This is a genomic window from Polaribacter sp. 20A6, from assembly GCF_011378915.1.
GTDB classification, from domain to species: Bacteria; Bacteroidota; Bacteroidia; order Flavobacteriales; family Flavobacteriaceae; genus Polaribacter; species Polaribacter sejongensis.
The window spans coordinates 230,459-244,933 of sequence record NZ_WTPZ01000001.1 but is presented as its reverse complement, the minus strand read 5'-3'; the positions used below and the strand labels follow the sequence as shown (position 1 = coordinate 244,933).

At 30.0% G+C, this 14,475-nt stretch carries 12 protein-coding genes; 4 read left to right on the top strand and 8 right to left on the bottom strand.

The window, feature by feature from the left end; translation table 11 throughout:
* Positions 1-81: 81 nt before the first annotated feature.
* The 3 genes from GQS57_RS01085 to GQS57_RS01075 form a co-directional block, all read right to left on the bottom strand.
* A complete protein-coding gene (locus GQS57_RS01085) occupies positions 82-1,329 on the bottom strand; it encodes an aminotransferase class I/II-fold pyridoxal phosphate-dependent enzyme (protein WP_165730386.1) in 1,248 nt (415 codons plus the stop codon).
* Positions 1,330-1,413: 84 nt separating this feature from the next.
* Positions 1,414-2,409 (bottom strand): PLP-dependent cysteine synthase family protein, encoded by a 996-nt coding sequence (locus GQS57_RS01080; RefSeq protein WP_165730384.1) that lies wholly within the window; start codon positions 2,407-2,409, stop codon positions 1,414-1,416.
* 168 nt (positions 2,410-2,577) lie between these two features.
* Positions 2,578-4,680, bottom strand: coding sequence for a S9 family peptidase (locus GQS57_RS01075; protein WP_165731263.1), 2,103 nt, complete (start codon positions 4,678-4,680; stop codon positions 2,578-2,580).
* A 136-nt stretch (positions 4,681-4,816) separates the two neighbouring features.
* On the opposite strand from GQS57_RS01075, the gene GQS57_RS01070 reads away from it, so the two are divergent.
* The 4 genes from GQS57_RS01070 to GQS57_RS01055 all read left to right on the top strand — a co-directional run bounded on the left by GQS57_RS01070 (position 4,817) and on the right by GQS57_RS01055 (position 8,575).
* Positions 4,817-5,140, top strand: a complete 324-nt coding sequence (locus GQS57_RS01070) for a YbaB/EbfC family nucleoid-associated protein (RefSeq protein ID WP_165730382.1) — start codon at positions 4,817-4,819, stop codon at positions 5,138-5,140.
* Positions 5,141-5,146: 6 nt separating this feature from the next.
* The gene (locus GQS57_RS01065) at positions 5,147-5,446 is read left to right on the top strand and encodes a DUF2752 domain-containing protein (protein WP_165730380.1); all 300 of its coding nucleotides are present in this window, start codon (positions 5,147-5,149) and stop codon (positions 5,444-5,446) included.
* A gap of 9 nt (positions 5,447-5,455) precedes the next feature.
* Complete coding sequence (locus GQS57_RS01060) at positions 5,456-5,788, top strand: CCC motif membrane protein (RefSeq protein WP_165730378.1); 333 nt, start codon at positions 5,456-5,458, stop codon at positions 5,786-5,788.
* Between the two features lie 150 nt (positions 5,789-5,938).
* The gene (locus GQS57_RS01055) at positions 5,939-8,575 is read left to right on the top strand and encodes an AsmA-like C-terminal region-containing protein (RefSeq protein ID WP_165730376.1); all 2,637 of its coding nucleotides are present in this window, start codon (positions 5,939-5,941) and stop codon (positions 8,573-8,575) included.
* Between the two features lie 658 nt (positions 8,576-9,233).
* Here the strand turns inward: GQS57_RS01055 and GQS57_RS01050 are convergent.
* The 5 genes from GQS57_RS01050 to hemE all read right to left on the bottom strand — a co-directional run bounded on the left by GQS57_RS01050 (position 9,234) and on the right by hemE (position 14,475).
* Positions 9,234-10,868 carry a tetratricopeptide repeat protein gene (locus GQS57_RS01050; protein WP_165730374.1) on the bottom strand — a complete coding sequence of 545 codons (1,635 nt, stop codon included), beginning with the start codon at positions 10,866-10,868 and terminating at the stop codon, positions 9,234-9,236.
* Positions 10,869-11,006: 138 nt separating this feature from the next.
* The gene (hemF, locus tag GQS57_RS01045; protein WP_165730372.1) at positions 11,007-11,912 is read right to left on the bottom strand and encodes an oxygen-dependent coproporphyrinogen oxidase; all 906 of its coding nucleotides are present in this window, start codon (positions 11,910-11,912) and stop codon (positions 11,007-11,009) included.
* Positions 11,909-12,487 (bottom strand): hypothetical protein, encoded by a 579-nt coding sequence (locus tag GQS57_RS01040; RefSeq protein WP_165730370.1) that lies wholly within the window; start codon positions 12,485-12,487, stop codon positions 11,909-11,911. Before GQS57_RS01040 ends, hemF begins: the two co-directional genes overlap by 4 nt.
* 47 nt (positions 12,488-12,534) lie before the next feature.
* Entirely contained in the window at positions 12,535-13,281 is a 747-nt protein-coding gene (locus GQS57_RS01035) for an EI24 domain-containing protein (protein WP_165730368.1), read from the bottom strand.
* A gap of 165 nt (positions 13,282-13,446) precedes the next feature.
* Positions 13,447-14,475, bottom strand: a complete 1,029-nt coding sequence (gene hemE, locus GQS57_RS01030) for a uroporphyrinogen decarboxylase (RefSeq protein WP_165730366.1) — start codon at positions 14,473-14,475, stop codon at positions 13,447-13,449.

The following is a 14,475-nucleotide window of genomic DNA, read 5'->3' as shown; positions in this document are numbered from 1 at the left end:
AAAATTAGAGATCCAAACTTCTAAACACAAAAAACCGAGCTATAAAGCTCGGTTTTTTATAATATCTAAAAAGATAAAAAATTACACCATAGAAGCTGCAATCTTTTTATAAGTACCGTTTTCTAACAATTCTCTAATTGCAGAAAATGCAGTAATTGTTTCGTCTATATCTTCTTGTGTATGTGTTGTAGTTGGAATTAATCTTAAAATAATTAATCCTTTTGGTATTACAGGATATACAACAATAGAACAAAAAATTCCGTGGTTTTCACGTAAATCATTTACCATAGCCATTGCTTCTGGTATATCACCTTTTAAAAATACTGGTGTAATACATGTTTGTGTAGTTCCTAAATCGAAACCTGCATCACGTAAACCAGATTGTAAAGCATTTGTGTTTCTCCACAAAGTTTCTTTTAATTCTGGCATTGTACGTAACATATCTAAACGTTTTAATGCTCCTTTTACCATTGCCATTGGCAACGATTTAGCAAACATTTGAGAACGCATATTGTATTGTAAATACTGTATTACTTCTTTATTACCTGCAAAGAAAGCTCCAATACCAGCCATAGATTTTGCAAACGTTGCAAAATAAACATCTATTTCATCTTGTACTCCTTGCTCTACTCCTGTTCCTTTACCGTCTTTACCTAAGGTACCAAAACCATGAGCATCATCTACTAAAAGTCTAAAATTATATTCTTTTTTAAAGGCAACAATTTCTCTTAAACGACCTTGCTCTCCACGCATTCCAAAAACACCTTCAGAAATCACTAAGATTCCACCGCCTGTTTTCTCTGCCATTCTTTGAGCACGCTTAATGTTTTTCTCAAAACTTTCCATGTCGTTATGCTTGTAAACAAAACGTTTACCAGCATGCAAACGAACACCATCTATAATACACGCATGTGTATCCATGTCATAGACAATAATATCGTTTTTAGTTACTAAAGCATCAATAGCAGACACCATACCTTGGTATCCAAAGTTCACCAAATATGCAGCGTCTTTTTCAACAAATTCTGCACACTCTTTTTCTAATTGTTCATGAAATTCTGTATGTCCAGACATCATTCTGGCACCCATTGGGTAAGCCATACCATGTTCTGCAGCTGCAGCACCATCTACCTTTAAAACTTCAGGATGATTAGCCAAACCTAAATAATCGTTGATACTCCAAGTAACAACTTTCTTACCATTAAAAGACATTCTGTTAGAGATTGGTCCTTCTAACTTAGGAAAAACATAATAGCCTTCTGCTTGTTTTGCCCATTTACCTAAGGGACCTTTATCTGCTTCTATTCTTTCAAATAAATCTTTCGCCATGTGCTCTATTTTATTATTGTTATTCGAAACGCAAAGGAACTGCTTTTTTTGCAGTTAATCAAATTGCGTTTATTTCTATTCTTTTTACAAAAATTTGTTTTCTTTCATCCAATCATCGCTATAAATTTTATTCATATAACGAGATCCATGATCTGCAAAAATTAACACTACAAAACTATCTTCATTAAACATCTCTTTTGCAGCATATTGTTTGGTAGCTTGCATAACAGCTCCACTTGTATATCCTGGAAAAATACCTTCTTTTCTAACAATGTTTCTAGCCTCTAAAGCAGCTTCTTTATCAGATACTTTTTCATAGATATCTATCACATCAAAATCGGTAGCCGTAGGAATTAAGTTTTTACCCAACCCTTCAATTTTATACGGACTTACTTCATTTAAATCCAACTCTCTAGTTTCGTGATATTTCTTTAATACAGAACCTATTGCATCAACACCTAAAACTTTAATATTCGGATTTTGTTCTTTTAAATATTTCCCAGAACCAGATATTGTACCTCCTGTACCACTTGCAACCACTAAATGTGTGATTTTACCTCCTGTTTGTTCCCAAATTTCTGGTCCAGTTGTTCTATAATGTGCTTCTGTATTTAGCTCATTAAAGTACTGATTTATATAAACTGAATTCTTTGTTTTTTTATGTATTGCTTTCGCTACTTCATAATAAGATCTTGGGTCTTCTGGTGCTACGTTTGCTGGACAAACATGTACCTCTGCTCCCATCGATTTTAATAAATCAATTTTATCTTTAGAAGATTTATCACTTACTGCTAATATACATTTATACCCTTTAACAATACTTATCATTGCCAAACTAAAACCAGTATTACCCGAAGTAGTTTCTACAATGGTAGCTCCCTTTTTAAGGATACCTTTTTTTTCTGCGTTTTGTACAATATGTAAAGCAATTCTATCTTTAGCTGAATGACCTGGATTAAAAGCTTCGAACTTTGCGTAATAGGCACCAGGTAAATTTTTGGTAATCTTATGAAGTTTAATTAGTGGGGTTTCACCTACTAAATCTAATATTGAATTGGTAATTCCTTTGTTTCTCGTCATTCTCTCACTGTTCTCAAAGTAAATGTCATTACGATTTTGCGCTACGTATTTATCTTTTATTGCTAAAAACAGCTTCGTTACGCTCGCAATGACACTTATTTGATCTTTGATTCTTGCAGCAAAAGTACGGTTAATCCTTAAATACTGAAACTGTTTTTAATACTTAATTTATTTGGTGTCTAATTTATCTTCTAATGCTAAAAAGAAAGAATACATTTTAGCTGTTTCTTTTAAAGCATCAAAACGCCCCGAAGCACCTCCGTGTCCTGCTTCCATATTTGTTTCTAATAACAGTAAATTGTTGTCTGTTTTTAACTCACGTAATTTTGCAACCCACTTTGCTGGCTCCCAATATTGTACTTGAGAATCATGAAAACCTGTAGTAACTAAAATATTCGGGTAGTCTTTTGCTTTTACTTGGTCATAAGGTGAATACGATTTTATATAATCGTAATATTCTTTGTCGTTTGGATTTCCCCATTCGTCATATTCTCCTGTTGTAAGCGGAATACTGTCATCTAACATCGTAGAAATTACATCTACAAAAGGAACAGAAGCAATAATTCCGTTATACAATTCTGGGTTCATATTTACAATAGCTCCCATTAACAAACCTCCAGCAGAACCGCCCATAGCGTATAAATGCTCCGGTGATGTGTAGTTGTTATCTATTAAATACTGAGAACAATCGATAAAATCATTAAAGGTATTTTTCTTATTCAACATTTTACCGTCTTCATACCATTCTCTTCCTAGGTATTCGCTACCGCGGATGTGCGCCAACGCATACACAAAACCTCTATCTAATAAACTTAAACGAGTGGTAGAAAAACTATCTGGAATGGTGTATCCGTAAGAACCATATGCATATTGCAATACCGGTGTATTATTATTTAGCTCTGTATCTTTATGATAAACCAAAGAAATAGCTACCTTTTTACCATCTCTAGCACTTGCCCAAACACGTCTACTAACGTAGTTTTCTTTGTTGAATTTACCCCCTAAAACTTCTTGTTCCTTTTTAACCTCTTTAGATTGATCTTTCATATTAAAATCAATCACAGAACTTGGAGTTGTAAAAGAATTGTATGAATAACGAATAACGTCAGTATCAAAATCTGGATTAGCATACACGCCTACAGAATAGGTTTCTTCATTAAAAGGTAAGTAGTAATCTTTTGTTTCATCCCAACGTTTAATACGTATTTTATTTAAGCCATTAGTACGCTCTTCTAAAACTAAATAGTCTTTAAATATTGAAAAATCTTCTAATAAAGTATCATCTCTATGCGGAATTACATCTACCCAATTCTCTTTTGTGGTATTAGTAATTGGAGTTTTCATCAACTTAAAGTTGATGGCATTATCTTTATTAGTTAACAAGTAAAAATAATCTCCAAAATGCGCAACACTATATTCTAAATCTCTTTCTCGAGGTTGTAGCATTGTAAATGCTCCTGTTGGATTGTCTGCATCTAAATACTGTGCTTCTGTAGAGATTGTGTTGTAAGAACCAATAATAATGTATTTATCAGATTTAGATTTGGTTACATACGTACCAAATGTATCATCGTTTTCATGAAAAACTTCTACATCTTCAGAGGTTGGTGTACCTAAAACATGTCTAAAAACCTTTTCACTTCTTAATGTTTCTGGGTTCTTTTTGGTGTAAAAAATAGTTTTATTATCGTTTGCCCAAACAGAGCCACCTGTTGTATTTTCTATAATATCTTTATAAATTTCGCCAGTTTCTAAGTTTTTAATTCTTAAAAAATACTGTCTTCTACTTACTGTGTCTGTTGCAAAAACGGCTAATTTATTATCAGAAGAAATATTTAAACCTCCTAATTGATAATAATCGAAATCTTTAGCCATTTCGTTTACATTAAAAAGCACTTCTTCGTCTGCCTCTAAATTTTCCTTTTTACGGCTATAAATTGGGTATTGATTCCCTATTTCATAACGCGTAATATAAAAATAACCGTTGTCTTTATAAGGTACAGAAGAATCGTCTTCTTTTATTCTACCTTTCATTTCTTCGAATAATTCTTCTTGAAACGGTTTTGTATATGCAGTTACCTCATTATAATAGGTGTTTTCCTCTTCTAAATAGTTTACTACTTTTTCAGTTTGAGTGTCTTTATCAATGGCATTTTTTTGCTCATCAGACAAACGCATCCAAAAATAATTATCTATTCTAACATCTCCGTGTTTTTCTAACTCTGTAGGCTGTTTTTCTGCTACTGGAGTTTTTGCATCTGTACTTTTCATGGTCTCATTTTTACAAGCGGTTGCAAATGTAAGGCTTAATACAACGAAAGGAATAACTATTTTTCTCATTTTTGGTTGATTTAAATTCTTATAAAAATACTAAATTTGTAACAAACTTAAATTTTAATAAAAAAATATGTTAGGAGACTTATCAGGAATGATGAATAAGCTTAAAGAAGCTCAGCAAAAAGTAGAAGAAACAAAAACAAGATTAAATTCTGTTTTAGTAGATGAAGTAGCCGCAGATGGTAAACTAAAAATAACTTTAACAGCAAACAGAGAAATTAAATCTATTTCTATAGATAATTCTTTGCTAGAAGATGCTGAAGAATTAGAAGACTATTTAATTCTTGCTTTAAATAAAGCCATCGAAAAAGCAACCAAAATTAATGATGCAGAAATGGCTGTTGCCGCTAAAAGCGGAATGCCAAACATACCAGGAATGGACATGTTTAAATAATTACAGATGTTTTTAAGTACAAATGATTATTTACTGCCTTGTTTAAATAAATCTCTTTTCGGGATAGATTGCCCAGGTTGCGGAATTCAAAGAGCTTTTATGCTGCTTACAAAAGGAGACTTTGTAGCTGCTTTTAAAATGTATCCTGCAATTTACACGTTACTATTATTTGGTCTATTTATATTGATAACCTTTAAATTTAGATTTAAAAACAAGCAAAAAATAATTATATCATTTGCAACCATAAACGTGCTTGTTATTATAATTAGTTACTGTATTAAAATGAAACCTTTATTTACACTTTAAAAAAAATCAATGGAAAAACAAAATTTACCCAATGCAACTACTTCTTTAGTACTTGGTATTTTATCTTTAGTAACTTGTATTTGTTATGGAATTATAGGGCTGCCTTTAGGTATTATCGCTTTAGTTTTAGGTAACAAAGCTATAAAAGAATACAATTTAAACCCAGAGAACTACAATAGCGTTGGTAACGCTACTGCAGGGAAAATAACAGGAATTATAGGTATCATCTTAAACGCAATTTTTTTATTGGTAATTGTATGGTTCTTTTACCAAATAGGTTTAGCAACTTTAGAAGATCCAGCCTTATTAGAACAAAGAATAAATGAGATTTTTGGGCAATAACCACAATATATAATAAACTATAAATACTGTAATTCTTACTAAGAGTTGCAGTATTTTTTTTTACGATTCATTTATATTTAACGTTATATAAACACATTAAAGAGTGTCTAAATTGTATTTTTGCTGTTGATATTTAATCAAGTAAAAAAAATGACAAATACCGAAAAAAAGAAGAAGTCTTTAGTCTCAAAAATTCTTAAATGGGGTTCTATAACTGCTCTTGTATTGATAATAGCAGTAATTTCAATTCCCTTTCTGTTTAAAGATAAAATTGTAGTGATGGTAACCAATACCATTAATAACAATATAAACGCTACGGTAACTTTTAAAGAAGCAGACCTTAGTTTACTTAAAAACTTTCCATTAATTAGTTTAACGGTAAACGATGTGGTTGTAGCTAATAAAGCACCGTTTGTTGGTGATACTTTATTCAATACAAAAGAATTAAGCTTATCTTTAAAACTAACAGAACTTTTTAAAAACTCTGAAGAAACGCTTTCTATAAAAAGTATTGCTACCAAAGAAGGAGATGTCAATATTATATTTGATAAAGAAGGAAATGGAAATTTTGATATTGCAATAGCTTCCGAAGAAACGCCTACAACAAGTAGCGAAAGTACTTTTTCTTTAAACATTGAAGACTATGAGTTAGAAGACATCAATTTTAATTACATAGACAGAAGTAGCAACACTAAAATGAGTTTAGACAGCATTTACCATTCTGGTGAGGGAAATTTTGCTGAAGATGTTTTTAATTTAGATACCCAAACAACAGGTTATTTATCTTTAGATCTAGACGAAACAAACTATTTAAGTAATGTAAAAATTTCTTTAGACGCCATACTTGGTATCGATTTAAAAAACAGTAAATACACCTTTAAAGAAAACACAGGCTATATAAATCAATTGCCCTTAGAGTTTGATGGTTTTGTTCAATTAGTTGATGAAAACCAATTATATGATCTTACATTTAAAACACCAACTTCTTCTTTTAAAAATGCATTAGCATTGTTACCACAACAATATGCAGGTAATTTAGAATCTATTAAAACGGAAGGTAATTTTGAAGTAAATGGTGTGGTAAAAGGGACTTTATCAGAAACTACAATTCCTTCATTTAATATCGAAATTATTTCTAAAAACGCCTTGTTTAAATATGCCGATTTACCAAAATCTGTAACCAACATAAACATAGATACTAAAATTGTAAACAAAACAGGTTTTGTTAAAGACACCTATGTAAATATTGATCAATTCAACTTTAAAATTGATGATGACACCTTTGCTGCCAATGGAAATTTCAAAAACATTACCACCAATCCATATATTAATTTAACAGCAAAAGGAACTATTAACTTAGCTAATATTGGGAAAGTGTATCCTGTTCCCATAGAACAAGAGTTAGAAGGTCTTTTAAATGCAAATATTTCTACTAATTTTGATATGAACTCTGTTGAAAAAGGAACCTACCAGAACATTAAAAATTCTGGGAACCTAACACTTAGCAACTTTAAATATGATGGTAAAGATGTTGCTAATACTTTTTATATTGATAAAACATCTATCGTTTTTAATACAAACATTATTAAATTAAACGAGTTTAAAGCTAAAACAGGTAGTTCAGATTTAGCTATCAATGGAAATTTAGATAATTTTTACGGTTTCATTTTTAAAGATGAAGTTTTAAAAGGAAACTTTGTTTTAAATTCTAACAATTTAAAAGTTGGCGATTTTATTACAGAAAGTACACCTGTTGTTACAGAAGAAAAAACAAATACAGAAACAGCGGCAAGCTCAACCTTAAAAATACCTGCTTTTTTAGATGTAACTCTAACTGCAAGTGCAAAAAAAGTAGTGTATGATAATATAAATTTAACCAATGTTTCCGGACAATTGTTAATTCATGATGAAACAGTAGATTTAAAAGATTTAAAATCTGATATTTTTGGTGGTAATATTGGTTTTGACGGTAATGTTTCTACCCAAGGAAGTACTCCTAAATTTAAAATGGATTTAAACCTATCTAAATTAAATATTGGAGAATCTTTTGGTTCTTTAGAAATGTTAAAATCTATTGCTCCAATAGCAAAAGCAATTGAAGGAAAAATGAATTCTACAATTACTGTCTCTGGTGATTTAAATAAAGATATGACACCTAATCTAAAAACCATTACTGGAAATTTATTAGGACAGTTGTTAGACACTAAACTAAAAGCTAGTAATTCTAAAATGTTAACTACACTAACAGAAAAAGTAAGTTTTTTAGATATAAATAAACTAAACTTAAACGAAGCTACTGGTGCATTTTCTTTTAAAGATGGTAAAGTTACTGTAAAACCAATTCCTTTAAACTATCAAGATATTGGCTTAACAATTTCAGGGACACATGGTTTTGATCAATCTATGAATTATAACTTAGTTTTTGATGTTCCTGTAAAATATTTAGGTACAGATGTAACCAATATAATAGCTAAACTAAAAGCTAAAGATGCTGCAAATATTAAAAGTATTCCTGTAAACGGAACATTAACGGGTAGTTTTAATAGTCCTAAATTTACTTCTAATATTAAAGATGCAACGGCAAACCTAGTTAAGGATTTGGTTGAAAAACAAAAAAATCAATTGATAAATCAAGGAAAAGATAAGTTGAAAGATTTAATAAGTGGTGACACTAAAAAGGATTCTACTAGCACAGAAACTGCAAAAGACAAGGTTACCGATAAAGTAAAAGATGTTTTAGGTGGTCTTTTTGGAAATAAAAAGAAAGATACTGTTAAGAAAAATTAATAAGGTTCTTCTAATTAATACAACAATTCTCATAAGCCATATCAAAAGGGTATTTCACGTTATTTAATAAACTGAAATATCCTTTTGTATGGTTTTATTATTTCCTGTATAGATACATCCTAAAGAACTTATTTAATATTAAATAGAAATCATAGTATGGCATCCATCTAAAAAAAAACTATTTACAATGATGTTTAGCTGGTTTATTCTATATTAATCAGTTTCGTTTATGAGAGATATTCAAAATCTATATTTTTATCATTTATAAAAAATATAACAACTAGACCACTAACCTAATAATTAGTAGACTTAGTAAAAAGCAAAGAATATTAAAAACCGTAAGTAATAGAAATTATGTTACGATTTAAACTTATTGTGTGATTAAAAATAGTTGTAAAGCTTTGTAAATAAAAAAGCAACTTATTTCTAAGTTGCTTTAAAAGTTTAAAATGGTGATAAAATATTTTGGGGGAAAATTAAACATTTTGGGGAATCACTTATTATGTAATCAAATATAAATAATAAGTCTAAATTTTACACAAAAAAATAGGTAACAAAAAGTAACAAAGTACTTTTCAAACGTAACAAAAAGTAACAAAAAAACAATGTATTAACAGTAATCGATTAAAAGTCAATTATTTAAACAAAAAAAAACAAGCTATACTTCTAACTTTTGAATAAACATCTCTAATTTTTCACCTTTAGGTACATTCATTTTCTTTCTTATTCTATAGCGTGTAACTTTTATTGCATCTGAACTTGAATTTCTAATTGATGCTATTTCTTTAACCGATAAATTTAACCTTAATAATGAGCATACTTCTCTTTCTGTTTTAGTAAGCTCTTTATAAGTAGTAACTAACATATTATCAAAACCATCATTAATTATATCAATCTTATTTTTAAGCAAAGTTAATTTACTATCTGTTGTAATTTGTTGCTGAATTTTAAAAGATAAATCTTTAATATAATTTTTCACTTCAACTGAATCAGTCGATTCTCTTTGATTTTTAAGCTTTAATAAAAGTTGTTTTAAAAACTCTAACCTCATTGAATTATCTGCAACTAAACTTCTAATATCTGTTTCAGATCTTTTGAACTTTTGCTGTAAAACCTCTTTTTTAATTTTCTCTTTTTCTAAATTCCCTTGTATTATTTTATTTTTATTAACTGAATTTCTATAAAATAAAATAACAAGAGGAATACCTAATAATAAAAAAACAAAAATTATAATTAAGTACAATCTCTTCTCAAAAACTTCTTCTTGATTTAATATTTGCAAATTTTTGGTTTCTACCTTGTGCTTATTTTCTAACTCAGTCTCTTCAAGTGTGTTTGTTAATTGAGATTTAATAATAGAGTCTGAATAAATTTTATGTTTTTGTTGATATAGGTAAGCTGCTTTATAATTTTTCAATGAATAGTTAACCTTTGAAATTGAGCTATAAGATTTTGCTAACCGCAGTTTAAAATTTTCCTCTTCTGCTACTACAATAGCAGAATCTAAATATTTCTCAGCTTTATCGTATTCGTTCAATTCATTATATGCAGCAGCAATGTTATGATAATTTACAGTTATAAGTAGTTTCTTATTTTCCTTTTTAGCATATTTTAAAACTAAACTTCTAACATTTATCACTTCAGCATATCTTCGCTGTTTATAATACGTATTCGCTATGTTATTATAAACATTATAAACTCTATTTTCTTTCTTTATTTTTTTAAAAAGATAAAGTGCTTTATTATAAAAATAAATTGATGAATCTAATTTTTTTAATCTAGTGTAGTAATTTCCTAAATGTAGATAACCTTTTCCTATTAATGTTTCACTTCCTCCTTCACTTAATTTCAATCCTTTTTTGTAGAATTCAAATTCTTTATCCATTTGGTTTTTATATCGATATACATATCCAATATCAAAATAAACAGAAGCTAAACGTTCTATATCATTATTATCTTTAAAGATATCTTTTGCTTTATTAAAATACCTAAGACTTGTACTTAAATTGCCTTCATTTTTCTCTACAAATCCTAATTTAAATAAAGCCCTACCTTCCATCAAATTATTCTTACCCTTATTTAAAGCCAAAGCTTCTCGATAAAAATATTCCGCTTTATTACTATTTTTAGAATAAAAATACTCGCCACATTCATATAAAAACAGTGCTTTTTTTTCGTCTGTTTTTATAGATTTTACAATTTCTTTTTTTGAAATAAAAATAGAATCTAGATTCTGAGAGTTGCTTTTTAAAATAAAAAGAAATAAAAAGAAGAATATAGTTTTGAAGTACATTTTTTTGTCAGTGCTATTTTTACTTTTACAAAACAGTAGGTATCACAAAAGTTAAAGCAAAATACAACTAAAATTAATATCAATAAAAAAAACGATGTAAAAAAAAGGCAAAACGAATCGTTTTGCCTTTTTTATCTTTTAAGAAACCCATTCTTTAGGATTTTCTAAAACCTTAATCAACCTTTCTTCTTCAGAATTCTCTTCTGGTTGATGGTTGTATTTCCATTGTACAATTGGCGGTAAACTCATTAGAATACTTTCTATTCTACCGTTGGTTTTTAAGCCGAACAAAGTACCTCTATCATGCACTAAATTGAATTCTACATAACGTCCTCGTCTTACCTCTTGCCAATCTTTATGTTCTTTTGTAAACGGAAATTCTTTTCGTTTTTCTACAATTGGCACATAACTTTCTAAGAAACTGTCTCCTACTTCTGTTACAAAATTGAATCTATCTTCTATAGAAAATTCTTCTGTTTCCTTTTGATAATCGAAAAACAAACCTCCTATTCCACGTGCTTCATTTCTGTGAGCATTCCAGAAATACTCATCACATACTTTTTTAAACTTCGGATAAAATTCTGGATTATGTTTATCGCATGCATTTTTACAAACTGTATGAAAATGAGTAGCATCTTCATCAAATAAATAATACGGCGTTAAATCTTGTCCACCACCAAACCACTGTGTAACGATGTTTCCTGCTTCGTCATACATTTCAAAATAGCGCCAATTTGCGTGCACTGTTGGCACAAATGGACTTATTGGATGTAAAACGAGACTCAATCCACAAGCAAAAAAGTTACCTTCTTTTACTTTAAACTGTTTTCTTAACGCTTCTGGTAATTCACCATGAACAGCAGATATGTTTACACCACCTTTTTCAAAAACTTTTCCGTTTTCAATCACACGAGTTCTTCCACCTCCACCTTCTTCTCTTTTCCAAAGGTCTTCTTGAAATTTAGCTCCGCCATCTACCTCCTCTAACTTAGAAGTAATTGTGTCTTGTAAGTTTTCTATGTATTTATAAAATTGATCTTTCATTTAATTGCAATTTTAGTCATATTTATTTTTTTAGTGGTTAGCAATAGCGTTTCTACTACAGCCAAAAAGCAGTAATAAAAAAAACCAAAACTAATAGCCGTATGTGGTCTTTCCATAAACTCTCCACTTGCTGTTAAAGTTTCAAAATATCCAGACGAATTTAAAAATTCTTGTGTTAGTCCTAATTCTCCAAAAACACCATTTGAAAAAAGAGTGATAAAGATAAGTATAAAGTATAAAATTGCTGCCGAAATAGAAAACAGTATCGCTCTACTTCGTATCTGAATATCGACTTCTGAAAATGCAAAGCGCATTCTATTTAATACAACTAACAAGTATATAATTAATATATCATTGCCTTCCATTGCTGACGAAAATCCCCAGGCAAATAAACCATAAAAAGGCACCAACAGAAACAAAGATAATCTTTTAGGCATAACAGCCATAAATACACCTGAATGTACCATTATAAACTCAAAAACCATTAAGATAGCCATTGAAGATATTTTAGAAACATCAGAAGCTTCTGGTTGAAACCAAATAACAGAAAATTGATAAGCAATAATAAGTTTCATTATTATGCCTGCATACTCAAAAGGTTTGTCGTATTTTTTTAAAAAATTCACTTACTATTTTCGGTATTTAATAAGGCCACCGTTTTTACAGATGCAGCTGTTACAGAAAGTGGTAAAACGATAATGATTCCTATTACAGGAATTAGCATGCACATCATAAAAACAATTCCATTACCAATAGCAAAACCTTTCTTTTTTCCTACAAAGTTGATGCTATCTTTATAATTAAAATGTCTTTCTAAAGTATAATCCATATTTCCGAAACCGACATAATAAGCTTGTAATAAAAATAATAAAGCGGTAAAAACAATTCCTATTAAGGGAATAAAACTTAATAATAACAACGGAATCGTTAACAGTAATTCTTTACTTATGTTTCTTAAACTAATTCTAATTCCTCTAATTAATTGTTCTTGAAAGCTCGTTTTTCTGTGGTTGTGTTTTAAATTTCCAATGATATGAATTTCTATCTTTTCTGATACAGGGCTCATAAATGGAGCTGATAAAGCCATTACAATATGCTTGTACAGTAAAAAACCAATAACCAAAACAAAGAGTCCTCCAATTACGGATGTAATGGTTGTAAATGTTTCTTTTCCCCAATCCCAAATCCAGATTTTAGCTAAAAAAGCACCAATATTATCGGATAATCCGTAGGCTGTAAAACCAATAATTGTTGCCGTTACCACACTAATTACTATTGGAATTATAAAGTATTTCCAGAGTTTTAATTGAGATATTAAACCAAAAGAACCTACGTAGGCACTAATACCTGAAAGTATATTTTTAATCATTAGCGTTGGCTTGCGTTAGCGATTGAAATGGCATCCTTTTTTAATGTCAGTTCGAGTAAATTTGCTTTTTTGCAAATTTGTATCGAGAACAAATTAAAAAAGATATAATGTAAAGCGCGACTTTGTGTTGTTTTTTCAACACAAAGTAACGCCCAAATATTTATTTTATGAAGCTTTATACTCTTTTACCGCGTCTATAAATGCTTTTGCATTTTCTAACGGAATGTTTGGTAAAATACCGTGACCAAGATTTACTACCAATTTGTCTTTACCAAATTCGTTAATCATTTGGTGCACCATTGTTTTGATAACTGCCGGTGGCGAAAACAATCTTGTAGGATCGAAATTACCTTGTAATGTAATATTTCCTCCAGACAATTTACGCGCAGTTTTTGGAGAACACGTCCAATCTACACCTAAAGCCGAAGCGCCAGATTTAGACATCTCGTCTAAAGCAAACCAACAACCTTTACCAAAAGCAATTACCGGAGTACTATCTTTTAAAGCATCGATAATTTGCTGCATATATTGCCAAGAAAATTCTTGATAATCTACTGGAGATAACATTCCTCCCCAAGAATCAAAAACCTGAACGGCATCTACACCAGCTTCAACTTTTGCTTTTAAATACGCAATAGTTGTGTCTGTAATTTTTTGTAATAAAGAATGTGCTACCACAGGATTTGTGAAACATAATTCTTTTGCTTTATCAAAGTTCTTAGAACCTTGTCCTTGTACACAATAACACAAAATTGTCCAAGGTGAACCTGCAAAACCGATTAACGGCACTTCATCATTCAACTTTTCTTTGGTTGCTTTAATAGCTTCCATAACATAGCCTAAAGTATCTTGAATATCTGGAACAATTACGGAATCTAAATCTTTTTGAGTACGAATTGGATTCGGTAAATAAGGACCAAAATTGGGTTTCATTTCCACATGAATATTCATTGCTTGTGGAATTACCAAGATATCTGAAAACAGAATTGCTGCATCCATTCCGTATCTACGAATTGGTTGCACCGTAATTTCTGATGCTAACTCAGGAGTTTGGCAACGTGTAAAAAAATCGTACTTTTTCTTGATTTCTTGAAATTCTGGTAAATATCTTCCTGCTTGACGCATCATCCAAACTGGTGGACGGTCTACAGTTTCTCCTTTTAATGCTCTTAAAAATAAATCGTTTTTTATCAT

What these genes read in the sequence shown, in the direction of transcription:
- GQS57_RS01050 (WP_165730374.1), bottom strand. Translation starts at nt 10,868, where the DNA reads ATGTACTTCAAAACTATATTCTTCTTTTTATTTCTTTTTATTTTAAAA.
- GQS57_RS01035 (WP_165730368.1), bottom strand. Translation starts at nt 13,281, where the DNA reads ATGATTAAAAATATACTTTCAGGTATTAGTGCCTACGTAGGTTCTTTT.
- hemF (WP_165730372.1), bottom strand. Translation starts at nt 11,912, where the DNA reads ATGAAAGATCAATTTTATAAATACATAGAAAACTTACAAGACACAATT.
- GQS57_RS01040 (WP_165730370.1), bottom strand. Translation starts at nt 12,487, where the DNA reads ATGAAACTTATTATTGCTTATCAATTTTCTGTTATTTGGTTTCAACCA.
- GQS57_RS01065 (WP_165730380.1), top strand. Translation starts at nt 5,147, where the DNA reads ATGTTTTTAAGTACAAATGATTATTTACTGCCTTGTTTAAATAAATCT.
- GQS57_RS01055 (WP_165730376.1), top strand. Translation starts at nt 5,939, where the DNA reads ATGACAAATACCGAAAAAAAGAAGAAGTCTTTAGTCTCAAAAATTCTT.
- GQS57_RS01075 (WP_165731263.1), bottom strand. Translation starts at nt 4,680, where the DNA reads ATGAAAAGTACAGATGCAAAAACTCCAGTAGCAGAAAAACAGCCTACA.
- GQS57_RS01060 (WP_165730378.1), top strand. Translation starts at nt 5,456, where the DNA reads ATGGAAAAACAAAATTTACCCAATGCAACTACTTCTTTAGTACTTGGT.
- hemE (WP_165730366.1), bottom strand. Translation starts at nt 14,475, where the DNA reads ATGATAAAAAACGATTTATTTTTAAGAGCATTAAAAGGAGAAACTGTA.
- GQS57_RS01070 (WP_165730382.1), top strand. Translation starts at nt 4,817, where the DNA reads ATGTTAGGAGACTTATCAGGAATGATGAATAAGCTTAAAGAAGCTCAG.
- GQS57_RS01080 (WP_165730384.1), bottom strand. Translation starts at nt 2,409, where the DNA reads ATGACGAGAAACAAAGGAATTACCAATTCAATATTAGATTTAGTAGGT.
- GQS57_RS01085 (WP_165730386.1), bottom strand. Translation starts at nt 1,329, where the DNA reads ATGGCGAAAGATTTATTTGAAAGAATAGAAGCAGATAAAGGTCCCTTA.